Here is a 25,973-nt window from a genome sequence, read left to right on the forward strand (position 1 = left end):
TTTTGTGTAAATAACACACACGTATCGGCACATCCGCCGGGGTGCCCTGAGGTGACTTGTCGCCGCCAGGGTCGGCGTTATGGGATACGTGGAGGCATAACCCCAATTAATCTATAGAGGTTTAATCATGGCAACTGTTTCCATGCGCGACATGCTCAAGGCTGGTGTTCACTTTGGTCACCAGACCCGTTACTGGAACCCGAAAATGAAGCCTTTCATCTTCGGCGCTCGTAACAAGGTTCACATCATCAACCTGGAGCAGACTGTACCAATGTTCAACGCCGCTCTGGCTGAACTGAGCAAGATCTCTTCCCGTAAAGGCAAGATCCTGTTCGTTGGTACCAAACGCGCAGCAAGCGAAGCGGTAAAAGACGCTGCGAACAGCTGTGACCAGTTCTTCGTGAACCACCGCTGGTTGGGTGGCATGCTGACTAACTGGAAAACCGTTCGTCAGTCCATCAAGCGTTTGAAAGATCTGGAAATCCAGTCTCAAGACGGCACCCTGGACAAGCTGACCAAGAAAGAAGCGCTGATGCGCACTCGTGAACTGGCCAAGCTGGAAAACTCCCTGGGCGGTATCAAAGATATGGGCGGTCTGCCAGACGCACTGTTCGTTATCGATGCCGATCACGAGCACATCGCGATCAAAGAAGCCAACAACCTGGGTATCCCGGTATTCTCTATCGTTGATACCAACTCCAACCCAGACGGCGTTGACTTCATCATCCCTGGTAACGACGACGCAATCCGTGCAGTAAACCTGTACCTGACTGCTGTTGCTGCCGCTGTGCGTGAAGGTCGTTCTCAAGATCTGGCCGTTCAGGCGGAAGAAGGCTTCGTAGAAGCTGAATAATAAGGCAAGCTCGTCACTGAGCCCTTATTAACCAGGTATTGACATATGTTGGTTAGGGGGGCCTGTAAAGGCCCCCTTTGCTTATCTGAATGAGAACTGTCTCCACGCGAGATAACCGAGGAAAAATAAATGGCTGATATTACCGCTGCCCTGGTAAAAGAACTGCGCGAGCGTACCGGCGCTGGCATGATGGATTGCAAGAAGGCGCTGGTTGAATCCAACGGCGACATCGAACTGGCAATCGAAAACATGCGTAAGTCCGGTGCGATCAAAGCCGCTAAAAAAGCAGGCAACGTAGCTGCTGACGGCGTGATCAAAACCAAGATCGAAGGCAACTACGGCATCATTCTGGAAGTTAACTGCCAGACTGACTTCGTTGCGAAAGACGCCGGTTTCCAGGCGTTCGCCGACAAAGTGCTGGATGCCGCTATGGCCGGCAAAATCACTGACGTTGACGTGCTGAAAGCACAGTTCGAAGAAGAGCGCGTAGCGCTGGTGGCAAAAATCGGCGAAAACATCAACATTCGTCGCGTTGCTTCCCTGGAAGGCGACGTGCTGGGCAGCTACCTGCACGGCGCGCGCATCGGCGTTCTGGTTGCGGCTAAAGGCGCTGACGAAGAGCTGGTTAAGCAAATCGCAATGCACATTGCGGCGAGCAAGCCAGAGTTCGTGAAGCCAGAAGACGTGTCTGCTGAAGTGGTAGAAAAAGAGTACCAGGTTCAGCTGGACATCGCCATGCAGTCCGGCAAGCCGAAAGAAATCGCAGAGAAAATGGTTGAAGGCCGCATGAAGAAATTCACCGGCGAAGTTTCTCTGACCGGTCAGCCTTTCGTTATGGATCCGAGCAAATCCGTTGCTCAGGTGCTGAAAGAGCACAACGCTGACGTGACCAACTTCATTCGCTTCGAAGTGGGCGAAGGCATCGAGAAAGTCGAAACCGACTTCGCTGCTGAAGTTGCCGCGATGAGCAAACAGTCTTAATGACTGTCGATGGAACCGCCGTCTGGCGGTTCCATACTATCCAGCCAGAATTACACCGGTGGCAGGCCCTGCAGCGTGATGCTCACCTCAGGCGCGTTTCATCGGCTGAAATCCCCAATACTAATACTGCTTCTTAGGACAGAACACCATGGCAACCAATGCAAAACCCGTATATCAGCGTATTCTGCTTAAACTGAGTGGCGAAGCCCTGCAAGGTGCAGAAGGTTTTGGTATCGACGCCAGCGTTTTGGATCGCATGGCTCAGGAAGTGAAAGAGCTGGTCGAACTGGGAATTCAGGTCGGTGTAGTTATTGGCGGCGGGAACTTGTTCCGCGGCGCGGGGCTGGCGCAAGCCGGCATGAACCGCGTAGTGGGCGACCACATGGGAATGCTGGCTACCGTGATGAACGGCCTGGCTATGCGTGATGCACTGCACCGTGCCTATGTGAACGCCCGCCTGATGTCAGCGATCCCGCTGAACGGCGTATGTGATAATTACAGCTGGGCAGAGGCTATCAGCCTGCTGCGCAACAACCGCGTGGTGATCTTCTCCGCCGGTACCGGCAACCCGTTCTTTACCACCGATTCCGCTGCCTGCCTGCGCGGCATCGAGATCGAAGCGGACGTGGTGCTGAAAGCCACCAAAGTGGATGGCGTATACTCCGCCGATCCGGTGAAAAACCCGGATGCGACGCTGTATGAACAATTAACCTATCAGGACGTGCTGGAGCGCGAGCTGAAAGTGATGGATCTGGCGGCATTTACGCTGGCCCGCGATCACGGTCTGCCGATCCGCGTGTTCAACATGAACAAGCCCGGTGCGCTGCGCCGCGTGGTGATGGGTGAGAACGAAGGTACGCTGATCAGCAAATAAGGCTGTTCACACCTCTTTTTCGGAGCGCGTGACGCCAGGCGCCGCGCGCTCTTCGAGTACGATTACGGGCTATACTTGAGTATCGCCTGCCAAGTAACCAGCTTCCAAGGGTTTGCAACGTGACTAATGAAATCAGAAAAGATGCTGATTCACGCATGGAAAAAAGCGTAGAAGCATTCAAAAACCAAATCAGCAAGATCCGTACCGGCCGCGCTTCTCCAAGCATTCTGGATGGCATCATGGTGGAATACTACGGCGCCGCTACGCCGCTGCGTCAGCTGGCCAACGTGACCGTGGAAGACTCCCGCACGCTGAAAATCAACGTATTCGACCGCAGCCTGAGCCAGGCCGTTGAGAAAGCGATCATGAGCTCCGATCTGGGCCTCAACCCGTCTTCCGCCGGTTCTGACATTCGCGTTCCGCTGCCTCCGCTGACCGAAGAACGTCGTAAGGATCTGATCAAGATCGTGCGCGGCGAAGCCGAGCAGGGCCGCGTAGCGGTGCGTAACGTGCGTCGCGACGCCAACGACAAGGTCAAGGCGCTGCTGAAAGATAAAGAGATCAGCGAAGACGAAGAGCGTCGTTCACAAGACGAGATTCAGAAAATGACCGACGCTTACATCAAGCTGGTCGACGCCGCGCTGGCGGAGAAAGAAAAAGAGCTGATGGAATTCTAATCAGCATCGCGCAGAAAAAAAGCGTCGCCTGGGCGGCGCTTTGTTTTTTGTGGCGCAGATCCCGTTTCATCGTACTGAAAGATCATGGACAAGCGGTGTCCAAGGTTCCACACTGGAGCACCTCCGATCTCATCAGACAGTTATTCAGAGTGAACTCATGAAGCAACTGACCATTCTTGGCTCGACCGGCTCGGTAGGGACCAGCACCCTGGCCGTGGTCAGGGCGAATCTCGACCGTTTTGCGATCAAAGCGCTGGTGGCCGGCCGCAATGTTGCGGTCATGGCGCAGCAATGCATGGAATTTCGGCCCGCGTTTGCCGCGATGGCGGATGAAAGCGCCGCGCGCGAGCTGCGCGCTATCCTGGCGGAAAACGGCGTCGCTACCGAAGTGTTGGCCGGGGAACAAGCGGCCTGTGAATTGGCCGCTTTGGATGACGTCGATCAAGTGACGGCGGCCATCGTCGGCGCCGCGGGGCTGTTGCCGACGCTGGCGGCGATCCGCGCGGGCAAGCAGGTGCTGCTGGCCAACAAAGAGTCGCTGGTCACCTGCGGCCGTCTGTTTATGGACGCGGTGCGTCAAAGCCAGGCGCAACTGCTGCCGCTCGACAGCGAGCACAACGCGATTTTTCAGAGTTTGCCTGAGAACATTCAGCGTCAGTTGGGATACTCTTCACTGGACAGTCATGGTGTTTCGCGCATCGTGCTTACCGGTTCCGGCGGCCCGTTCCGCACCACGCCGTTGGAACAGTTCGCCGCGATGACGCCGGATCAAGCCTGCGCCCACCCGAACTGGTCGATGGGTCGCAAGATCTCGGTGGATTCCGCCACCATGATGAACAAAGGTCTGGAATACATTGAGGCCCGCTGGCTGTTTAACGCCTCGGCCGAGCAAATGGAAGTGATCCTGCACCCGCAGTCGGTGATTCACTCGATGGTGCGCTATGCAGACGGCAGTGTGCTGGCGCAGTTGGGGACGCCGGATATGCGCACGCCAATCGCTCACGCGATGGCGTATCCGCAGCGTGTGAATTCCGGTGTGGAAGCGCTGGACTTCTGCCGTATCGGTTCGCTGACCTTCGCCGAACCGGAGCGTGAGCGTTATCCTTGCCTGTATTTGGCGATCGAAGCGTTTGATGCCGGCCAGGCGGCCACCACCGCGCTGAACGCGGCCAACGAAATCGCCGTGGCGGCATTTTTGCAGCAGCAGATTCGCTTTACCGATATCGCGGCGGTCAATCGCCAGGTGGTGGAACGTCTCGCGCTGCAGGAACCGACGAGCATCGAAGCGGTCTTAGACATTGACCGTCAGGCGCGCGCCGCCGCTGAGGAGCGGGTTCGCGCGTTGTGCGGCCGATCACGGTGATTATCCGATTTTGCTCGTAATTCGCGTGCGCCGCAGCGGGGCCGTTTGTTCATGCCCCGCTGAGGTGGTATAGTCTGCGCCACCTGTCAGCGGTTATACCGTTGAATTATGGCCCGATTGGCGCCTTGTGCGTCAATGGCGGCCCGGCTGCGCCGGGTGTCGCAAGGGCAGGCTGAAAGCCGTGTCGGGCACACGGCTTTTTTTGCGCGTAAGGGCCTGATGTTCCGGAAAGGCAGTTATATTTCTATTGAGGAAATAAGTACGAGTTATGTCGTCCGCAAACCAACAAGAGGCTAATCCATCTTCCCCGGGGCCGCGCCATGTCGCCATTATCATGGACGGTAACGGACGCTGGGCCAAACGTCAGGGCAAGTTACGTGTCTTCGGTCATAAAGCAGGGGTGAAATCGGTTCGCCGCGCGGTCAGTTTTGCCGCCAGCCACCATTTAGATGCGCTCACGCTTTATGCCTTCAGCAGCGAAAACTGGAACCGTCCGGTGCAGGAAGTCTCTGCCCTGATGGAGCTTTTTGTCCGCGCTTTGGATAGTGAAGTAAAAAGCCTGCATAAACATAACGTCAGGCTGCGAGTGATCGGCGATATCAGCCGATTCAGCGCGCGTTTGCAGGAGCGGATCCGCCGCTCTGAAGCTCTGACGGAAAATAACGATGGCCTGACGCTCAATATCGCTGCCAACTACGGCGGCCGTTGGGATATCATTCAGGGAGTAAGGGAACTGGCCGAACAGGTACGGGTAGGCGAGTTGCACCCGGATCAGATCAGCGAGGAATTATTGAACGAGCGGGTTTGCATGAGCGACCTGGCGCCGGTGGATCTGGTTATCCGCACCGGTGGCGAGCATCGCATCAGTAATTTCCTGCTGTGGCAAATCGCCTATGCTGAACTTTACTTTACTGATGTGCTCTGGCCTGATTTCGATGAACTTGTCTTTGAAGGTGCGCTGAATGCATTTGCACAACGTGAGCGCCGCTTCGGGGGAACAACACCTAACGGCGCCGATGCGTCCTAGGGAGAACTTTTGCTGAAGTATCGCCTCATAACTGCTCTGATTTTAATCCCGATCGTTATCGCGGCGCTGTTCCTGTTGCCGCCGTTGGCCTTTGCTCTGGTAACGCTCGTCGTGTGCATGTTAGCTGCCTGGGAGTGGGGCCAATTGGCCGGTTTTACCTCCCGTTCGCAGCGCATCTGGTTGGCGATACTGTGCGGTTTTCTGCTTGCGCTGATGATGCTCAGCGTCCCCGCTTACCATCAATCCGTGCCGCAGATAAGCGGCTCGCTGTGGCTGTCGTTGGCCTGGTGGCTGGCGGCGTTGCTGTTGGTGCTGTTCTATCCCGGCTCGGCCGCTATCTGGCGCAATTCGCGCCCGCTGCGCCTGCTGTTTGGCCTGCTGACCATCGTGCCGTTTTTCTGGGGCATGCTGGCGCTGCGCCAGTTCGGCTACGAGCAAAACCCGTTTACCGGCGCCTGGTGGCTGCTGTACGTGATGTTGCTGGTGTGGGGCGCAGATTCCGGTGCCTACATGTTCGGCAAGCTGTTCGGCAAGCATAAGCTGGCGCCGAAGGTCTCACCGGGCAAAACGTGGGAAGGTTTGATCGGCGGGTTGCTGACGTCGGCGGTGATCTCGTGGCTGTTCGGCCGCTACGCGCCGCTGAACGTGGTGCCGACCACGCTGCTGGCCTGTTCGGTGATCGCCGCGCTGGCTTCGGTGCTGGGCGATTTGACCGAAAGCATGTTCAAACGCGAAGCGGGCATCAAGGACAGCGGGCATTTGATTCCCGGTCATGGCGGCATACTGGATCGTATCGACAGCCTGACCGCGGCGGTGCCGGTGTTTGCCTGCCTGATGCTGTTGGTGTTTTAATCCGTCGATGACGGAAAGTGAGGGATGATGGTCAGCGTGCTTTGGAACCTGGTGGCGTTTCTGATTGCGCTCGGTATCTTGATTACCGTGCATGAGTTCGGACACTTTTGGGTTGCCCGTCGTTGCGGCGTGCGCGTTGAACGCTTCTCCATCGGCTTTGGCCGGGCGCTGTGGCGCCGAACCGATCGCCAGGGCACCGAGTACGTTATCGCTCTGATCCCGCTCGGCGGCTACGTGAAGATGCTGGACGAGCGCGTGGAGTCGGTGGCGCCGGAGATGCGCCACCAGGCCTTCAACAATAAAACCGTCTGGCAGCGCGCGGCCATCATCAGCGCCGGCCCCATCGCCAACTTCCTGTTTGCTATCCTTGCCTACTGGCTGGTGTTCATCATCGGCGTGCCGAGTTTCCGTCCGGTGATCGGCGAAATCGCGCCGCAATCGATCGCCGCCAAGGCTGAAATTTCGTCTGGCATGGAACTAAAGTCGGTTGACGGCATCGAAACGCCTGATTGGGAGTCAGTTCGTCTGGCGCTGGTGGCGAAGATTGGCGATGCGCAAACCGAAGTCGGCGTAGCGCCGTTCGGCTCTTCGCAGGTGGTGACCAAAACCCTGGACTTGCGCCAGTGGAACTTTGAACCGGACAAGCAGGATCCCGTTGTCGCGCTGGGGATTATGCCGCGCGGCCCGCAGATCGAATCCGTGTTGGCGGAAGTGCAGCCGAACTCGGCGGCGCAAAAGGCGGGTTTACAAGCGGGGGACAGGATCGTTAAAGTCGATGGTCAGCCGTTGGGTCGTTGGCAGACGCTGGTGAAGCGTATCCACGATGGCCCGGGGCAACCGCTGGCTTTGGAGATTGAAAGAAACGGCGCCCCCTTGTCTTTGACGCTGATACCGGATACAAAGCCGGTGGGAAAAGACAAATCGGTGGGGTTTGCAGGCATCATTCCAAAGGTGCTGCCGCTGCCGGAAGAGTATAAGACGATTCGCCAGTATGGACCGTTCCCGGCGCTGTATCAGGCCGGCGACAAGACCTGGCAGCTGATGCGGCTGACGGTCAACATGCTGGGCAAATTAATAACCGGTGATGTAAAGCTGAACAACCTGAGTGGCCCGATCTCGATTGCACAGGGAGCTGGGGCGTCAGCCGGAGTCGGATTCGTGTATTATCTGATGTTCCTGGCGTTGATTAGCGTCAACCTGGGGATCATCAATCTGTTCCCATTACCGGTGTTAGATGGTGGGCATCTCCTCTTCCTGGCGATAGAAAAGCTGAAGGGTGGGCCGGTTTCCGAGCGAGTACAGGACTACAGCTACCGCATAGGTTCGATCGTGTTGGTGTTGTTGATGGGTCTTGCACTTTTCAATGATTTTTCCCGCCTTTAGGGGCGGGGATAGGTTAGGAAGAACGCATAACAACGATGGCGATGAAAAAGTTGCTCATAGCGTCGCTGCTGTTTGGCAGCGCCACCGTATACGGTGCAGACGGGTTCGTAGTGAAAGACATTCATTTCGAAGGCCTGCAGCGAGTTGCCGTCGGTGCGGCGTTACTCAACATGCCGGTTCGCGTCGGCGATACCGTCACTGACGATGACATCAGTAATACCATTCGTGCCTTGTTTGCCACCGGCAACTTCGAGGACGTGCGCGTACTGCGCGATGGTAATACCTTGATCGTGCAGGTGAAGGAACGTCCTACCATCGCCAGCATCACTTTCTCCGGCAACAAGTCGGTGAAGGATGACATGCTCAAGCAAAACCTGGAAGCCTCCGGCGTCCGGGTGGGCGAGGCGCTCGACCGCACCACGATTTCCAGCATTGAAAAAGGGTTGGAAGACTTCTATTACAGCGTCGGTAAATACAGCGCCTCGGTGAAAGCCGTGGTCACGCCGTTGCCGCGCAACCGTGTCGACCTGAAACTGGTGTTCACGGAAGGGGTCTCCGCCAAGATTCAACAAATCAACATCGTCGGCAACCATGCCTTCACCAACGATGAACTGATCTCGCGCTTCCAACTGCGTGATGAAGTGCCGTGGTGGAACCTGGTCGGCGATCGCAAATACCAGAAGCAAAAACTGGCGGGCGATCTCGAAACCCTGCGCAGCTTCTATCTGGATCGCGGCTATGCCCGCTTTAACATCGATTCTACCCAGGTGAGCCTGACGCCGGATAAAAAAGGCATCTACATCACCATCAACATCACCGAAGGCGATCAGTACAAGCTTTCTGATGTTATCGTGAACGGCAACCTGGCCGGCCACTCGGCGGAAGTCGCTCAGATCACCAAAATCGAGCCGGGCGAGCTGTATAACGGCAGCAAAGTGACCAAAATGGAAGACAACATCAAAACGATGTTGGGTCGTTATGGTTACGCCTACCCGCGCGTCGGCACCCAGCCGGAGATCAACGACGCGGATAAAACCGTCAAACTGCACGTCAACGTTGACGCGGGCAACCGCTTCTACGTGCGTCGCATCAAGTTCGAAGGCAACGACACCAGCAAGGATTCCGTACTGCGCCGCGAAATGCGCCAGATGGAAGGCGCCTGGCTCGGCAACGAGCAGGTCGAGCAGGGCAAAGAGCGTCTGAACCGTCTGGGCTACTTCGAAACGGTTGACGTGGAAACCCAGCGCGTGCCGGGCACCGCCGATCAGGTCGACGTGACCTATAAGGTAAAAGAACGCAACACCGGTACCTTTAACTTCGGCGTCGGTTACGGCACCGAGAGCGGCGTCAGCTTCCAGGCCGGCGTGCAGCAGGATAACTGGTTGGGTACCGGCTACTCGGTCGGCATCAGCGGCACCAAGAACGATTACCAGACGTACACCGAATTCTCGGTCACCAACCCGTACTTCACCGTTGACGGTGTGAGCCTGGGCGGCCGCGTCTTCTACAACGACTTTAAAGCGGATAACGCGGATCTGTCCGACTACACCAACAAGAGTTACGGTGTTGACGGCACGCTGGGCTTCCCGATCAACGAAAATAACTCGTTGCGCACCGGCCTGGGCTATGTCCACAACGGCCTGTCGAACATGCAGCCGCAGATCGCCATGTGGCGTTACCTCGACTCGATGGGTGTGGATGCGAACAAGACCGACCGCGCCAGCTACTCGACGGACGACTTTACCCTGAACCTGGGCTGGACCTACAACAACCTGGACCGCGGCTACTTCCCGACTTCGGGTAACCGCACCACGTTGAACGGCAAGGTCACCATTCCGGGCTCGGACAACGAATACTACAAGGTGACGCTGGACAGCGTACAGTACGTGCCGATCAACGACGACCGCACCTGGGTGCTGTTGGGTCGCGGCCGCCTGGGTTACGCGGATGGGCTGGGCGGCAAGGAAATGCCGTTCTACGAGAACTTCTACGCCGGTGGTTCGAGCACCGTGCGTGGCTTCCAGTCCAACACCATTGGTCCGAAGGCGGTGTACTACAACTCCAATTCGTACCAGTGCCAGTTCAACGCCGGCAGCACCACCGATCGTCAGAGCATCTGTGGTTCGGATGACGCGGTGGGCGGTAACGCCATGGCGGTCGCCAGCCTGGAGCTGATCACCCCAACGCCGTTCATCAGCGAGAAATACGCCAACTCTGTGCGCACGTCGCTGTTCATCGATGCGGGTACCGTGTGGGATACCAAGTGGAAGAATACCAACGAGACGCTGATGTACGGCGTGCCGGACTACAGCAAGGCCAGCAATATTCGTTCTTCCGCCGGTATCGCGCTGCAGTGGATGTCGCCATTGGGGCCATTGGTGTTCTCTTACGCCAACCCGATCAAGAAATACGAAGGCGACAAGTCCGAACAGTTCCAGTTTAACATCGGTAAGACCTGGTAACGGGTCTCGCCTCTGGGCATAACAGTTATTAAGAATCGCAATGGCCAGGCGCCCGCCGGCAGAGGGAGATGATTCTCATTGTTTGGTGGGACAAGTCTGGCAAATTGTGTACTTCAGTGTCATATGACACAAATGGGTGATGGTAAGGAGTTTATAGTGAAAAAGTGGTTGTGTGCCGCAGGCCTCGGTTTAGCAATGGCTGCTTCAGCTGGCGTTCAGGCAGCAGATAAGATCGCTGTCGTTAACGTCTCCAGCATTTTCCAACAGCTGCCGGCCCGCGAAGCGGTCGCTAAACAGCTGGAAAACGAGTTTAAAGGCCGTGCAAGCGAACTCCAGAACATGGAACGTAGCCTGCAGACCAAAATGCAACGTCTGCAGCGTGACGGCGCTACCATGAAAGCCAGCGACCGCAGCAAGTTGGAAAAAGACGTGATGGCGCAGCGCGAGCAGTTCTCTCAGAAAGCCCAGGCTTTCGAGCAGGACAACCGTCGTCGCCAGATGGAAGAGCGTAACAAGATCCTGAGCCGCATTCAGGACGCGGTGAAATCTGTCGCGAGCAAAGGCGGTTATGACGTGGTGATCGACGCCAACGCCGTTGCCTATGCAGACTCTTCCAAAGATATCACTGCTGACGTGCTGAAACAGGTTAAATAACACATGCTTTCAATTCGACTGGCTGATTTAGCGCAGCAGTTGGATGCACAATTGCACGGTGATGGCGATCTCGTCATCACCGGCATTGCTTCTATGCATTCGGCACAGCCTGGCCAAATCACGTTTTTGTCAAACAGCCGCTATCAAGAGCAGCTGTCTTCCTGCCAGGCAAGCGCCGTGGTGCTTACCGAAGCGGATTTACCACACTGCCGTGCTGCGGCGCTGGTGGTTAAGAACCCTTACCTGACCTATGCGCGCATGGCGCAGCTGATGGACACCACGCCGTCGCCGGCTCAGGATATCGCGCCAAGCGCGGTGATCTCGCCTGAAGCGCAGCTGGGGCAGAACGTCGCCATTGGGGCGAACGCGGTGATCGAGTCGGGTGCGGTGCTTGGCGATAACGTGGTTATCGGCCCGGGCTGCTTCATCGGCAAACACGCACGCATCGGCGCGGGAACGCGTCTGTGGGCGAACGTAACGATTTATCATGCGGTCGAAATCGGCCAGCGCTGCCTGATTCAGTCGGGCACCGTGATCGGCGCAGACGGTTTCGGCTATGCGAATGAGCGCGGCGAGTGGATCAAGATCCCTCAGTTGGGCACGGTGATTATCGGCGATCGCGTCGAAATCGGCGCTTGCACCACCATTGACCGCGGCGCTTTGGATAACACCCAAATCGGGAATGGTGTTATCATCGACAACCAATGCCAGATTGCACATAACGTCGTGATTGGCGACAATACCGCCGTCGCCGGCGGTGTGATCATGGCCGGCAGCCTGAAAATCGGCCGCTACTGCCAGATTGGCGGCGCCAGCGTGATCAACGGTCACATGGAAATTGCCGACAAGGTTGTTGTTACCGGAATGGGAATGGTTATGCGACCAATCACCGAACCTGGGGTATACTCTTCGGGCATTCCGTTGCAGCCTAACAAGGTTTGGCGTAAAACCGCTGCGTTGGTAATGAATATCGATGAGATCAGCAAGCGCTTGAAAGCTGTCGAACGTAAAGTCGGAAAAGACTAGTCATTGCCGCCCGCTCTCGCGGGTACAAAACGAAACGCGTTGGTCGTGAGACCAAAAGCGCAAAGAGATGTTAATTTGCGGCCTGCATGATGATCTCCTTTTGGGGTCAGCGCAGGCCGTGTTGTTGATGCCATCAGTTTTTAGAGACAGGAAGAGTATTTTGACTACTGACACTCATACTCTGGATATTGCAGAAATTTTGGATCTGCTTCCTCACCGTTACCCGTTCTTGCTGGTCGACCGCGTCCTCGAGTTTGAAGAGCACAAATATCTGCGTGCGGTGAAGAACGTATCGGTGAATGAACCGTTTTTCCAGGGCCACTTCCCTGGCAAACCGATTTTCCCAGGCGTATTGATCCTGGAAGCCATGGCGCAGGCCACCGGCATCCTGGCGTTTAAAAGCGTCGGCAAACTGGAACCGGGCGAGCTGTATTACTTCGCTGGTATCGATGAAGCTCGCTTCAAGCGCCCTGTGGTGCCAGGCGATCAGATGGTCATGGAAGTCACCTTCGAGAAAACTCGCCGCGGTCTGACTCGCTTCAAAGGCGTGGCGACCGTTGACGGTAAAATTGTCTGCGAAGCAACCATGATGTGTGCCCGCAGCCGGGAGGCTTAATCCGTGATTGACCAAACCGCCTTTATCCATCCTAGCGCGATAGTCGAAGAAGGCGCCGTGATTGGCGCCGGCGTGCATATCGGCCCTTTCTGCTACGTCGGCTCCCAGGTGGAAATCGGCGCCGGCACGGTGCTGAAATCCCACGTGGTGGTGAACGGCATTACCAAGATTGGCCGCGATAACCAGATTTATCAGTTCGCCTCTATCGGCGAAGTGAATCAGGATCTGAAATACGCGGGCGAGCCGACGCGTGTGGAAGTGGGCGATCGCAATCGCATCCGCGAAAGCGTCACCATCCACCGCGGCACCGCGCAGGGCACCGGCCTGACCAAAGTGGGCAACGATAACCTGCTGATGGTCAACGTGCACGTCGCCCACGACTGCGTAGTTGGCAACGCTTGCGTGCTGGCCAACAACGCCACGCTGGCGGGGCATGTGGAAATCGACGATCACGCCATCATCGGCGGCATGACGGCGATCCATCAGTTCTGCATTATCGGCGCGCATGTGATGGTAGGCGGTTGTTCCGGTGTCGCTCAGGACGTGCCTCCGTTCGTCATCGCTCAGGGCAACCACGCTACGCCGTTCGGCGTCAACGCGGTCGGCCTCAAGCGCCGCGGTTTTGACAAGGATGAAATGCAGGCGATCCGCAACGCCTACAAAATCCTGTATCGCAGCGAAAAAACGCTGGATGAAGCGAAAGCGGAAATCGAAGCCCTGGCCAAAGAGCAGCCGGTGGCGCAGCAGTACCTCGATTTCTTCACCCGTTCTACCCGTGGCATCATTCGCTGAGTTATGTCGAATCGTCCATTGACTATCGGATTGGTCGCCGGAGAAACCTCCGGTGACATTCTCGGCGCCGGTTTGATCCGTGCGCTCAAAGCGCAGATCCCTGACGCGCGTTTCGTTGGCGTCGCCGGCCCGCTGATGCAGGCCGAAGGGTGCGAAGCCTGGTACGAAATGGAAGAGCTGGCGGTAATGGGCGTGGTGGAAGTGCTCGAGCGCTTGCCACGCCTGTTGAAGATTCGCAAGGATCTTACCCGCCGCTTCGGTGAGCTGCGGCCGGACGTGTTTGTCGGCATCGACGCGCCGGACTTCAACATCACGCTGGAAGGCCGCCTCAAGCAGCGCGGCATTCGCACCATCCACTATGTCAGCCCTTCCGTGTGGGCCTGGCGACAAAAGCGCGTTTTCAAAATAGGCAAAGCCACCGATTTGGTGCTGGCCTTTCTCCCTTTCGAAAAAGCGTTTTACGATCGTTTCAACGTCCCCTGCCGGTTTATCGGTCACACCATGGCGGACGCCATGCCGCTGCAGCCCGATCGGTTGGCGGCGCGCGCTCAGCTTGGCATCGCTCCGCAGGCGCGCTGTTTGGCCTTGTTGCCGGGCAGCCGCGGCGCCGAAGTCGAGATGCTGAGCGCCGACTTCCTCAAAACCGCGCAGCTGCTGCGCACGCGTTATCCCGAGCTGGAAGTGGTGGTGCCGCTGGTCAACGCCAAACGGCGTGAGCAGTTTGAGCGCATCAAGGCCGAAGTGGCGCCGGATCTGACCGTACACCTGCTGAATGGGCAGGGGCGTGAAACGATGATCGCCAGCGACGCGGCGCTGCTGGCATCCGGCACGGCGGCGCTGGAATGCATGCTGGCCAAGTGCCCGATGGTCGTGGGCTATCGCATGAAGCCGTTCACTTTCTGGTTGGCGCAGAAGCTGGTGAAAACGCCTTATGTCTCGCTGCCGAATCTGCTGGCGGGGCGGGAGATCGTCACCGAACTGCTGCAGCATGACTGCGTCCCGGACAAACTGGCCGCCGCCGTGATGCCGCTGCTGGAAGAGAGCCCGGAAACCGACGCGTTGAAACAGACTTTCCTTACCTTGCACCAAAGCATCCGTTGCGGTGCGGACGAACAGGCCGCTCAGGCTGTGTTGGAGCTGGCGAAAGCATGATTGAACCCTTTATCTATCCCGCTGCCACGCTGATTGCCGGTGTGGACGAAGTGGGCCGCGGCCCGTTGGTCGGCGCAGTGGTCACCGCCGCCGTGATCCTCGATCCGGCGCAGCCGATCGTCGGGCTGGCGGACTCCAAAAAGCTCAGTGAAAAACGCCGGCTGGCGCTGTATGACGAAATCGTCGCCAAAGCGCTCTCCTGGAGCCTGGGGCGCGCCGAACCGGCGGAAATCGACCAGCTGAACATTTTGCACGCCACCATGTTGGCGATGCAGCGCGCGGTGGCCGGGTTGCATATCGCGCCGGACATGGTTTTAATCGACGGTAACCGTTGCCCGAGCTTGCCGATGCGTTCGCAGGCGGTGGTGAAGGGCGACAGCCGCGTGGCGGAGATCAGCGCGGCGTCCATTCTGGCGAAGGTCACGCGCGATCGCGAAATGGCCGAGCTGGACAGCGAGTTCCCGGACTACGGTTTCGCGCAGCATAAAGGCTACCCGACCGCCTTCCACCTGGAGCGGCTGGCCGCGCTGGGCGCCACCGAGCATCATCGCCGCAGCTTCGCGCCGGTGAAAAGGGCGCTCGCGCTGTAGCCTGCGAGCCTGACCGGCTCGACGATAGCATTAACCCGGGCTCAGCACGCTGAGCCCCTTCAATCAGGTATCTGGAGATGGCCGAACCTCGTTTTATTCACCTGCGCGTCCACAGTGACTACTCCATGATTGATGGATTGGCCAAGACGGCGCCGCTGGTGAAAAGAGCCGCCGCGTTAGCCATGCCTGCTCTGGCAATCACCGATTTCACCAACCTGTGCGGGCTGGTGAAGTTCTACGGCAGCGCGCACGGCGCCGGGATCAAACCGATCATCGGCGCGGATTTCCATGTGCAAAGCGAAGTCTTGGGCGACGAACTCGCTCAGCTGACGGTGCTGGCCAGCAACAACGAAGGCTACCAGAACCTGACGCTGCTGATTTCCCGCGCCTATCAGCGCGGCTACGGCGCCGCCGGCCCGATCATCGATCGCGACTGGCTGATTGAACATCGCGAAGGGCTGATCCTGCTTTCCGGCGCGCGTCAGGGCGACGTCGGCAAGTTCCTGCTGCGCGGCAACCAGGCGCAGGTGGATCAGTGTCTGGATTTCTACCAGCAATATTTCCCCGACTGCTACTACCTGGAGTTGATCCGCACCGGCCGCCCGGACGAAGAGAACTATCTGCATGCGGCGGTGGCGCTGGCCACCGAGCGCGGTTTGCCGGTGGTGGCCACCAACGACGTGCGTTTCCTGGTGGAAGATGACTTCGACGCCCATGAGATCCGCGTCGCCATCCACGACGGCTTTACGCTGGACGATCCCAAGCGGCCGCGCAACTACAGCCCGCAACAATACATGCGCAGCGAAGACGAGATGTGCGAGCTGTTCGCCGACATCCCGGAAGCGCTGCTGAACAGCGTCGAAATCGCCAAACGCTGTAACGTCACCATTCGCCTCGGCGAGTACTTCCTGCCGCAGTTCCCGACCGGCGATATGAGTACCGAGGACTTCCTGGTACTCAAATCGAAAGAGGGGCTGGAAGAGCGCCTCGAGTTCCTGTTCCCCGATCCTGACGTGCGCGCGCAGCGCCGCCCGGAATACGACGAGCGTCTGGACGTCGAGCTGAAAGTGATCAACCAGATGGGGTTCCCCGGCTACTTCCTGATCGTGATGGAATTTATCCAGTGGTCGAAGGACAACAACGTGCCGGTGGGCCCAGGGCGAGGCTCCGGCGCCGGTTCGCTGGTGGCCTATGCGTTGAAAATCACCGACCTCGATCCGCTGGAATTCGACCTGCTGTTCGAACGCTTCCTGAACCCGGAACGTGTCTCGATGCCCGACTTCGACGTCGACTTCTGCATGGAGAAACGTGACCAGGTAATCGAGCACGTGGCGGAGATGTACGGCCGCGAAGCGGTATCGCAGATCATCACCTTCGGCACCATGGCGGCGAAAGCGGTTATCCGCGACGTAGGCCGCGTGTTGGGGCACCCGTACGGGTTCGTCGATCGCATCTCCAAACTGGTGCCGCCGGATCCGGGCATGACGCTGGAGAAAGCCTTCGCCGCCGAACCGCAGCTGCCGGAGATTTACGAGGCCGACGAAGAGGTCAAAGCGCTGATCGACATGGCGCGCAAGCTGGAAGGGGTGACGCGCAACGCCGGTAAACACGCCGGTGGCGTGGTGATCGCGCCGACCAAGATCACCGACTTCGCGCCGCTGTACTGCGATGCCGAAGGGAACCACCCGGTGACCCAGTTCGACAAGAACGACGTGGAATACGCCGGGCTGGTGAAGTTCGACTTCCTCGGTCTGCGCACCCTGACCATCATCGACTGGGCGCTGGAGATGATCAACGCCCGGCGCGCCAAGACCGGGCTGGAACCGATCGACATCGCCGCCATCCCGCTCGACGACAAGAAAAGCTTCGACATGCTGCAGCGTTCGGAAACCACGGCGGTGTTCCAGCTTGAATCGCGCGGCATGAAAGATTTGATCAAACGTCTGAAGCCCGACTGCTTCGAAGACATGATCGCACTGGTGGCGCTGTTCCGTCCGGGGCCGCTGCAGTCGGGCATGGTGGATAACTTCATCGACCGCAAACACGGCCGCGAAGAGATCTCCTACCCGGACATTCAGTGGCAGCATGAGTCGCTCAAGCCGGTGCTGGAGCCGACCTACGGCATCATCCTGTATCAGGAACAGGTGATGCAGATTGCCCAGGTGCTGGCCGGCTATACGCTGGGCGGCGCGGACATGCTGCGCCGTGCGATGGGTAAAAAGAACCCGGTCGAAATGGCCAAGCAGCGCGGCGGCTTTGAAGACGGCGCCAAAGCGCGCGGCATCGACGGCGAACTGTCGGTGAAAATCTTCGACCTGGTGGAGAAATTCGCCGGTTATGGCTTCAACAAATCGCACTCCGCCGCCTACGCGCTGGTGTCGTACCAGACGCTGTGGCTGAAGGCGCACTATCCGGCCGAGTTTATGGCGGCGGTGATGACCGCCGATATGGACAACACCGACAAAGTGGTGGGTCTGGTGGACGAATGCTGGCGCATGGGGCTGAAGATCCTGCCGCCGGACATCAACAGCGGCCTGTATCACTTCCACGTCAACGACGACGGCGAGATCGTTTACGGCATCGGCGCCATCAAGGGCGTGGGGGAAGGGCCGATCGAAGCCATTATCGAAGCGCGCAACAGCGGCGAGCAAGGTTATTTCAAAGACCTGTTCGATCTCTGCGCGCGCTCCGACATCAAGAAACTGAACCGCCGCATTCTGGAAAAACTGATCATGTCCGGGGCGTTCGATCGCCTTGGGCCACACCGCGCCGCGCTGATGAATTCGCTCGGCGACGCGTTGAAAGCGGCGGATCAGCATGCGAAAGCCGAAGCTATCGGCCAGGTGGACATGTTTGGCGTGCTGGCGGAAGCGCCGGAGCAGGTGGAGCAATCCTACGCCAACATCGCGCCCTGGCCGGAGCAGGTGGTGTTGGACGGTGAACGGGAAACGCTGGGACTGTACCTGACCGGCCACCCGATCACCCAATACCTCAAGGAGATCGAACGTTACGCCGGTGGCCAGCGTTTGAAAGACATGCACCCGACGGATCGGGGCAAAATGACTACCGCCGTCGGGTTGGTGGTCGCCGCGCGGGTGATGGTGACCAAGCGCGGCAACCGCATCGGCATCTGTACGCTGGATGACCGTTCGGGCCGTCTGGAAGTGATGCTATTCACCGAAGCGTTAGAAAAATACCAGCATTTGTTGGAAAAAGACCGTATCCTTATCGCCAGTGGACAGGTCAGCTTTGATGACTTTAGCGGCGGGCTTAAAATGATGGCCCGCGAGGTAATGGACATCAGTGAAGCCCGGGAAAAATACGCTCGCGGGCTTGCTATCTCGCTGACTGACAGGCAAATTGATGACCAGCTTTTGAACCGTCTCCGTCAGTCGTTGGAACCCCATCGCTCGGGGACGATTCCAGTGCATCTCTACTATCAACGGGAAGATGCGCGAGCCAAGCTGCGTTTTGGCGCAACCTGGCGCGTGACGCCCACCGACCGCTTGTTGATAGACTTGCGGACGTTGGTAGGCAATGAGCAGGTGGACTTGGAATTTGACTAAAATAGGAATGCTATGAGTCTGAATTTTCTTGATTTTGAACAGCCGATTGCAGAGCTGGAAGCGAAAATTGACTCGCTGACTGCAGTCAGCCGTCAAGACGAAAAATTAGATATTAATCTGGACGAAGAGGTTCAGCGCCTGCGTGAAAAGAGCGTTGAGCTGACGCGCAAGATTTTTGCCGATCTTGGGGCCTGGCAGATTGCCCAATTGGCACGCCACCCGCGCCGTCCTTATACCCTGGATTATATCAAACATATCTTTACCGACTTCGAAGAGTTGGCGGGCGATCGCGCTTACGCCGACGACAAAGCGATCGTCGGGGGGATTGCGCGTCTGGATGGCCGCCCGGTGATGATCATCGGGCACCAGAAAGGCCGTGAGACCAAAGAGAAGATCCGCCGCAACTTCGGCATGCCGGCGCCGGAAGGCTACCGCAAGGCGCTGCGCCTGATGGAAATGGCCGCCCGCTTCAAAATGCCGATCATCACCTTTATCGATACCCCGGGCGCTTATCCGGGCGTGGGCGCGGAAGAACGCGGCCAGTCGGAAGCCATCGCGCGCAACCTGCGTGAGATGTCGCGCCTGAACGTACCGGTCATCTGCACCGTCATCGGTGAAGGCGGCTCGGGCGGCGCGCTGGCGATCGGCGTGGGCGACAAGGTGAACATGCTGCAGTACAGCACCTACTCGGTGATTTCGCCGGAAGGCTGCGCCTCCATCCTGTGGAAGAGCGCCGACAAGGCGCCGCTGGCCGCGGAAGCGATGGGCATCACCGCGCCGCGTCTGAAAGAGCTGAAGCTGATCGACTCGGTGATCCCGGAGCCGCTGGGTTCCGCGCACCGCGACGTGCCGGCGATGGCCGCCGCGTTGAAAGCGCAGCTGCTGGCCGATCTGAAAGATCTGGATGGCCTGAACGACGAAGAGTTGCTCAACCGTCGCTACCAGCGTCTGATGAACTACGGCTACTGCTGAGTTGCGATCTTCACGGTAATAAACCGCCTCCGGGCGGTTTTTTTTTGGCTACACACCGCCGGATTTTCGTGGTGTTATAGAGACTTGGCCGTTAACTGACAGGAGCTGCCGATGAATATCATCGCCATCATGGGCCCGACGGGCGTCTACTACAAAGATGAGCCGATCCGCGAGCTCCACGCGGCGCTGGGCGCGATGGGATTCCAGCTGGTATACCCCAAAAACAGCGGTGACCTGCTGAAGCTGATCGAAGCCAATGCCCGCATCTGCGGCGTGATCTTCGACTGGGACGATTACAGCCTGGAGCTGTGCAGCGAGATCAACGAGCTGAACGAATACCTGCCGCTGTACGCCTTTATCAATACTCACTCCACCTTCGACGTCAGCCTGCATGAAATGCGCATGGTGCTCTATTTCTTCGAGTATGGCCTGAATGCGGCAGACGATATCGCGCAGCGCATCCAGCAATACACGGCGGAATACATCGACACCATTACGCCGCCGCTGACCAAGGCGCTGTTCAACTACGTGCGCGAAGGAAAGTACACTTTTTGCACGCCGGGCCACATGGCCGGCACCGCGTTCCAGAAAAGCCCGGTGGGCTGCCTGTTCTATGACTTCTTCGGCGCCAATACCCTGAAGGCCGACATCTCGATTTCGGTCACCGAGCTCGGGTCGCTGCTGGATCACACCGGCCCGCATCTGGAGGCCGAAGAGTACATCGCGCGCACCTTCAATGCCGAGCAGAGCTATCTGGTCACCAACGGCACCTCCACCGCCAACAAGATCGTCGGCATGTATTCAGCGCCGGCGGGCAGCACGGTGCTGATCGACCGCAACTGCCACAAATCGCTGTGCCACCTGCTGATGATGAGCGATATCGTGCCGATCTATCTGCGCCCGCTGCGCAACGCCTACGGCATCCTCGGTGGCATTCCGCAGCGCGAGTTTACCCGCGCCAGCATCGCCGCCCGGGTGCAGGAGACCCCGAACGCCACCTGGCCGGTGCATGCGGTGATCACCAATTCCACCTATGACGGCCTGCTGTACAACACCGACTACATCAAGCAGACGCTGGAGGTGCCGTCGATCCACTTCGACTCCGCCTGGGTGCCTTACACCAACTTCCATCCGATTTACGACGGCAAGAGCGGCATGAGCGGCGATCGGGTGCCCGGCAAGGTTTTCTACGAAACCCAATCCACCCACAAGCTGCTGGCGGCCTTCTCGCAGGCCTCGATGATTCATATCAAGGGCGACTACGACGAGAGCACCTTCAACGAAGCCTACATGATGCACACCACCACTTCGCCGCACTACGGCATCGTGGCGTCGATGGAGACCGCCGCCGCCATGCTGCGCGGCAATCCGGGGCGCCGCTTGATCAACCGTTCGGTGGAGCGCGCGCTGCATTTTCGCCGTGAAGTGCAGCGGCTGCGCGAGGAAAGCGACAGCTGGTTCTTCGATATCTGGCAGCCGGAAGAGATCGATGAAGCGCAGTGCTGGCCGCTGGATCCGGACGATAACTGGCACGGTTTCGGCCAGACCGATCGCGATCATATGTATCTCGATCCGATCAAGGTGACGATCCTGACGCCGGGCATGAATGAGCTGGGGGCGCTGGAGGAAGAGGGGATCCCGGCGGCGCTGGTGGCGAAGTACCTCGACGAGCGCGGCATCGTGGTGGAGAAGACCGGGCCGTACAACCTGCTGTTCCTGTTCAGCATCGGCATCGATAAAACCAAGGCGATGAGCCTGCTGCGCGGCCTGACCGACTTCAAGCGCGCCTACGATCTCAACCTGCGGGTGAAGAACATGCTGCCGGATCTGTACGCCGAGGATCCGGATTTCTATCGCCATATGCGCATCCAGGAGCTGGCCGCCGGTATTCATCGCCTGATCTGCCAACACGATCTGCCGCGCCTGATGCAGCGGGCGTTTGACGTGCTGCCGGAAATGAAGCTGACGCCGCACCAGATGTTCCAGGAGCAGGTGCGCGGCAATGTGGAAACCTGCGAGCTGGATCAGTTGGTGGGCAAAGTGGCGGCCAATATGATCCTGCCTTATCCGCCGGGCGTGCCGCTGGTGATGCCGGGGGAAATGATCACCGAAGAGAGCCGGGCGGTGCTCGATTTCCTGCTGATGCTGTGCTCGATCGGCGAGCGCTATCCCGGTTTTGAAACCGATATCCACGGCGCCAAGCTGACGGAGGACGGACGCTATCTGGTGAAGGTGCTGAAAGCCCCGCAGCCATAAGGCCATAATGCGCCCGGCGGTTTGGAAAGATGCGCCGGGCTTCCTCATTGACGGCCTCATCGCCGCCGGATACCGTGCACCATCAGAATGAACAGGAGAGGGTTTCTATGCTGGCATTACGTCAGGTGCATCACATCGCGATCATTGGCGCGGACTACACCGCCAGTAAGCATTTCTATTGCGACATTCTCGGCTTTACCCTGCTGAGTGAAGTTTACCGCGAGGAGCGTGACTCCTGGAAAGCGGATCTGGCGCTCAACGGGCAATACACCCTCGAGCTGTTTTCTTTCCCTTCGCCGCCGGCCCGCGTCAGCCGCCCGGAGGCTTGCGGCCTGCGCCATCTGGCGTTCAGCGTTGACGATATAGACCAAGCCATCGCCCATCTGCAGGCGGCCGGCGTCGCCTGCGAACCGGTACGCGTCGATCCTTATACTCAATCTCGTTTTACCTTTTTCAGCGATCCCGATGGTTTACCGTTAGAATTATACGAGAGTTAACGGCTTAATCGCCTCCCGGCGGCCACAGCCGGGGGCGATTATGCTATGATCGCGCCCTTGCCCCACATGCCTACAGAGTTATTTCCGCCATGCAAGAGCCTGCTTTTCGCGTCGGGGAGTGGCTGGTTACCCCTGCCGACAACACCATCAGCCGTGACGGCCGCCAGAAAACGCTGGAACCGCGCCTGATCGACATGCTGTGCTATTTCGCCCGGCACCCCGATGTGGTGTTGAGCCGCGACGAGCTGATCGATAGCGTTTGGAAGCGCAATATCGTCACTAATCACGTGGTGACCCAATGCATTTCAGAACTGCGCAAATACCTGAAAGACGGCGACAGCGACAGTCCGGAATACATTATCACCGTGCCTAAGCGCGGGTATAAGTTGGCGGCTTCGGTGATCTGGTGTGAAGACGGGGAGTCGCAGCCCGCCCCTGCGCCGGCGCCGCAGATTGCGGTGATCATGCATGAGCCGGAAGACGGCAGCGATGATGAAGACGATACGCCGTACGTGCCGCCGAGCCGGACCCGAACGCCGGTTGCCGCGCCCGGCGAAAAGCAGCCGCGCTTTTATCGCCGCTCGACGTTCTGGGTGTGGCTGGCGTTTCTGGCGGCGCTCAGCGTCTGCGTGGCGTTTGTCGGCATCGCCACGTTGTCGCAACGCGTGCCGGTATCGACCATGCCGGTGCTGCTTAACCCGCGCGATATCGATATCCGCATTCAGGGCGGCGAGAGCTGCAGCAACTGGATGCCGCAGCTCTCCTATGTGGTGGGCGTCAGCGAGCTGATCACCGATTCGCTCAACACCTACTCGACCTTCCTGGTGCACGACCAAACCAATTACAACTATTCCGGCCCCAGCAACTCGGGCAAGTCGCTGTATATCGAGTTCGTCAATCAGCGCCACTACCGCGCCCAGCAGTGTTTTCTGTCCGTGCGGCTGGTGGATAACGCCGACAGCTCAATCATGTTGGACAAGCGTTACTTCATTACCGCCGATAACCAGCTGAAGATCCAAAGCGACTTCCTCGCCAGCCTGTCCGCCGCGCTGAAACAGCCCTGGCCGCCGCAGCTGGAACAGCGTCTGGCGCAGCTGCTGCCGGATAACGGGCCGCTGCTGCAGCGCTTCTACCAGGCGCATCAATTGTTGATCCACGGCGACGCCGATTCGTTGACTCGCGCCAGCGCGCAGCTGAGCGAGCTGATTAAAAGCGCGCCGAATTTCCACTACCTGCTGGCGGAAAAAGCGCTGGTGGATGTGCTGCGCAACTCTTATCAACCGTTCGACAGCCAGGGGCTGGCGCAATTGCGCGCCGATATCAGCCATCTGGCGACGATCCCCGAATTGAAAAATACGCCGATCGTGCAGCAAGTTCTGGCGGTTGATGCGCTGGCGCAGGGACGCATTGACGATGCGCACCGGGCGATCGAGCTGGGGATTGAGTTGCAAATGTCGTGGCTGAATTATGTGCTGCTGGGCAAAGTGTATGAAATGCAGGGGCAGAATCATTTGGCGGCGGATTCTTATATTACCGCGTTCAACCTGCGCCCCGGTGAAGATACCTTGCATTGGATCACCAATGGCGTATTCCAGACGTCATTGACCAACGTGGTGCCTTATTTAAATAACTATCAGCGCCAATAATTCACCAGAACCACGCCGCCATTATTCTCAGGGAATTCCGGCGGCGTTATTTATTGGTGAAGAAATGTTGCGCCATTGTGTTATTTTGCTGCGCAATATCGTTCCTTTTCTGCCGTTTGTTATTCGTGATTAACCTAGTTATTATCCTGTTTTTTAACGATGTTTATCTTTTCTTTAGCTTACCTTTTTATCTTGATGTGTTAATCAAAAACCTCAGGTTATCATTTGTATGATCATGAGCGTAATCTCACTTTATCTTTAGGACTTTATTTCTGCCGATGGTTAGCATCCTGACTATCAAGCCGGCTCATTAAAATCTTTTATTTATGGGTGTGGCTTATAAGAAACGTAAATCAGGAGAAACTGACCATGGCTTCACCCAAGAAAATAGGGCTTATTGCCTGCACCGGCGTAGTCGCCGGTAATATGATGGGGAGCGGGATTGCCTTATTGCCCGCCAACCTGGCGAGTCTCGGATCCATCGCCATTTGGGGATGGGTGATCTCGATTATCGGGGCGATGTCGCTGGCCTACGTGTACGCCCGCCTCGCGACCAAAAACCCGCAGCAGGGCGGCCCTATCGCCTACGCCGGTGAAATTTCCCCGGCGTTCGGCTTCCAGACCGGCGTGCTTTATTACCATGCCAACTGGATCGGCAACCTGGCCATCGGCATTACCGCCGTTTCTTATCTCTCCACCTTCTTCCCGGCGTTGAACAACCCGGTGCCTGCCGGCATCGCCTGTATCGCCATCGTGTGGATCTTCACCTTCGTCAACATGCTGGGCGGGACCTGGGTCAGCCGCTTGACCACCCTGGGCCTGGTGCTGGTGCTGATCCCGGTGATCGTAACCGCCACCCTCGGCTGGCACTGGTTTGACGCCGCCACCTACCAGGCTAACTGGAATACCTCCGGCACCACCGACAGCCATGCGGTCATCAAAAGTATTCTGCTGTGCCTGTGGGCGTTCATCGGCGTGGAATCCGCGGCGGTCAGCACCGGCATGGTGAAAAACCCGAAACGCACCGTGCCGCTGGCGACCATGCTTGGCACCGGCCTGGCGGGCATCATCTACATCGCCGCCACCCAGGTGATCAGCGGCATGTTCCCGGCATCTGAAATGGCCGCCAGCGGCGCGCCGTTCGCCATCAGCGCCTCGGCGATTATGGGCAACTGGGCGGCACCGATGGTTTCCGCGTTCACCGCCTTTGCCTGCCTGACCTCGCTCGGGTCATGGATGATGCTGGTCGGCCAGGCCGGGGTGCGCGCCGCCAACGACGGCAACTTCCCGAAAGTGTACGGCGAGCTGGATAAAAACGGCATTCCGAAAAAAGGCCTGCTGCTCGCGAGCTGCAAAATGACCGCGCTGATGGTGCTGATCACCCTGATGAGCTCCGCCGGCGGCAAGGCTTCCGATCTGTTCGGCGAGCTGACCGGCATCGCGGTGCTGCTGACCATGCTGCCTTACTTCTACTCCTGCGTAGACCTGATTCGCTTCGAAGGGGTCAACGTGCGTAACCTGCTGAGCCTGATCGCTTCGGTGTGCGGCTGCGGCTTCTGCTTCATCGCGCTGATGGGCGCCAACTCTTTCGAACTGTCCGGCACCTTTATCATCAGCCTGATTATCCTGATGTTCTACGCCCGGAAAATGAATACCCGCCAGGCTGCCAATGCAGCGGCGGTCGATGAAAACACCACGGCCAAAGCGCACTGATTCGCGTCCGCTGACCGACTG

21 protein-coding genes are annotated in these 25,973 nt (G+C 58.1%); all 21 read left to right on the top strand.

Translation table 11 applies throughout. The annotated features are described in order from the left end of the window. Positions 1-127: 127 nt before the first annotated feature. Complete coding sequence (rpsB, locus tag ACUTQY_RS06425; RefSeq protein ID WP_016929891.1) at positions 128-853, top strand: 30S ribosomal protein S2; 726 nt, start codon at positions 128-130, stop codon at positions 851-853. Between the two features lie 129 nt (positions 854-982). After that, positions 983-1,834, top strand: coding sequence for a translation elongation factor Ts (gene tsf / locus ACUTQY_RS06430; RefSeq protein WP_033644872.1), 852 nt, complete (start codon positions 983-985; stop codon positions 1,832-1,834). 148 nt (positions 1,835-1,982) lie between these two features. Continuing rightward, positions 1,983-2,708 carry a UMP kinase gene (gene pyrH, locus ACUTQY_RS06435; RefSeq protein ID WP_004931940.1) on the top strand — a complete coding sequence of 242 codons (726 nt, stop codon included), beginning with the start codon at positions 1,983-1,985 and terminating at the stop codon, positions 2,706-2,708. 119 nt (positions 2,709-2,827) lie between these two features. Next, positions 2,828-3,385, top strand: coding sequence for a ribosome recycling factor (gene frr / locus ACUTQY_RS06440; RefSeq protein WP_025160240.1), 558 nt, complete (start codon positions 2,828-2,830; stop codon positions 3,383-3,385). Between the two features lie 157 nt (positions 3,386-3,542). Continuing rightward, complete coding sequence (gene ispC, locus ACUTQY_RS06445; protein WP_046687715.1) at positions 3,543-4,748, top strand: 1-deoxy-D-xylulose-5-phosphate reductoisomerase; 1,206 nt, start codon at positions 3,543-3,545, stop codon at positions 4,746-4,748. Positions 4,749-5,016: 268 nt separating this feature from the next. Next, the gene (gene ispU, locus ACUTQY_RS06450; RefSeq protein ID WP_033644874.1) at positions 5,017-5,775 is read left to right on the top strand and encodes a (2E,6E)-farnesyl-diphosphate-specific ditrans,polycis-undecaprenyl-diphosphate synthase; all 759 of its coding nucleotides are present in this window, start codon (positions 5,017-5,019) and stop codon (positions 5,773-5,775) included. A 9-nt stretch (positions 5,776-5,784) separates the two neighbouring features. Next, positions 5,785-6,627 (top strand): phosphatidate cytidylyltransferase, encoded by an 843-nt coding sequence (cdsA, locus tag ACUTQY_RS06455; RefSeq protein ID WP_033644875.1) that lies wholly within the window; start codon positions 5,785-5,787, stop codon positions 6,625-6,627. A gap of 27 nt (positions 6,628-6,654) precedes the next feature. After that, positions 6,655-8,010 carry a sigma E protease regulator RseP gene (gene rseP, locus ACUTQY_RS06460; protein WP_025304033.1) on the top strand — a complete coding sequence of 452 codons (1,356 nt, stop codon included), beginning with the start codon at positions 6,655-6,657 and terminating at the stop codon, positions 8,008-8,010. Positions 8,011-8,045: 35 nt separating this feature from the next. Next, positions 8,046-10,472: an outer membrane protein assembly factor BamA gene (bamA, locus tag ACUTQY_RS06465; RefSeq protein WP_046687714.1), complete on the top strand. Its 2,427-nt coding sequence runs from the start codon at positions 8,046-8,048 to the stop codon at positions 10,470-10,472. Between the two features lie 156 nt (positions 10,473-10,628). Further along, positions 10,629-11,126, top strand: coding sequence for a molecular chaperone Skp (gene skp / locus ACUTQY_RS06470; RefSeq protein ID WP_004931958.1), 498 nt, complete (start codon positions 10,629-10,631; stop codon positions 11,124-11,126). Between the two features lie 3 nt (positions 11,127-11,129). Next, positions 11,130-12,152 carry a UDP-3-O-(3-hydroxymyristoyl)glucosamine N-acyltransferase gene (gene lpxD, locus ACUTQY_RS06475; RefSeq protein WP_025304030.1) on the top strand — a complete coding sequence of 341 codons (1,023 nt, stop codon included), beginning with the start codon at positions 11,130-11,132 and terminating at the stop codon, positions 12,150-12,152. Between the two features lie 160 nt (positions 12,153-12,312). Next, positions 12,313-12,768, top strand: a complete 456-nt coding sequence (gene fabZ / locus ACUTQY_RS06480; protein ID WP_004931962.1) for a 3-hydroxyacyl-ACP dehydratase FabZ — start codon at positions 12,313-12,315, stop codon at positions 12,766-12,768. A gap of 3 nt (positions 12,769-12,771) precedes the next feature. Then, positions 12,772-13,560, top strand: a complete 789-nt coding sequence (gene lpxA, locus ACUTQY_RS06485) for an acyl-ACP--UDP-N-acetylglucosamine O-acyltransferase (protein ID WP_342188426.1) — start codon at positions 12,772-12,774, stop codon at positions 13,558-13,560. A gap of 3 nt (positions 13,561-13,563) precedes the next feature. After that, entirely contained in the window at positions 13,564-14,712 is a 1,149-nt protein-coding gene (lpxB, locus tag ACUTQY_RS06490) for a lipid-A-disaccharide synthase (RefSeq protein ID WP_046687713.1), read from the top strand. Beyond that, on the top strand, positions 14,709-15,302 hold the full coding sequence (gene rnhB / locus ACUTQY_RS06495) for a ribonuclease HII (RefSeq protein WP_019455763.1): 594 nt from the start codon (positions 14,709-14,711) through the stop codon (positions 15,300-15,302). Before lpxB ends, rnhB begins: the two co-directional genes overlap by 4 nt. A 77-nt stretch (positions 15,303-15,379) precedes the next feature. Next, the gene (gene dnaE, locus ACUTQY_RS06500; protein ID WP_046687712.1) at positions 15,380-18,868 is read left to right on the top strand and encodes a DNA polymerase III subunit alpha; all 3,489 of its coding nucleotides are present in this window, start codon (positions 15,380-15,382) and stop codon (positions 18,866-18,868) included. 12 nt (positions 18,869-18,880) lie between these two features. Next, the gene (gene accA / locus ACUTQY_RS06505) at positions 18,881-19,840 is read left to right on the top strand and encodes an acetyl-CoA carboxylase carboxyl transferase subunit alpha (RefSeq protein WP_004931972.1); all 960 of its coding nucleotides are present in this window, start codon (positions 18,881-18,883) and stop codon (positions 19,838-19,840) included. Between the two features lie 111 nt (positions 19,841-19,951). Beyond that, positions 19,952-22,096, top strand: a complete 2,145-nt coding sequence (locus tag ACUTQY_RS06510) for a lysine decarboxylase LdcC (protein ID WP_033644883.1) — start codon at positions 19,952-19,954, stop codon at positions 22,094-22,096. Positions 22,097-22,203: 107 nt separating this feature from the next. Continuing rightward, positions 22,204-22,593, top strand: a complete 390-nt coding sequence (locus ACUTQY_RS06515; protein ID WP_033644884.1) for a VOC family protein — start codon at positions 22,204-22,206, stop codon at positions 22,591-22,593. Between the two features lie 89 nt (positions 22,594-22,682). Next, a complete protein-coding gene (gene cadC / locus ACUTQY_RS06520) occupies positions 22,683-24,239 on the top strand; it encodes a lysine decarboxylation/transport transcriptional activator CadC (RefSeq protein ID WP_033644885.1) in 1,557 nt (518 codons plus the stop codon). A 369-nt stretch (positions 24,240-24,608) separates the two neighbouring features. After that, positions 24,609-25,952 carry a cadaverine/lysine antiporter gene (cadB, locus tag ACUTQY_RS06525; RefSeq protein WP_033644886.1) on the top strand — a complete coding sequence of 448 codons (1,344 nt, stop codon included), beginning with the start codon at positions 24,609-24,611 and terminating at the stop codon, positions 25,950-25,952. Positions 25,953-25,973: the final 21 nt, after the last annotated feature.

This window comes from Serratia sp. TSA_130.1, assembly GCF_052691795.1.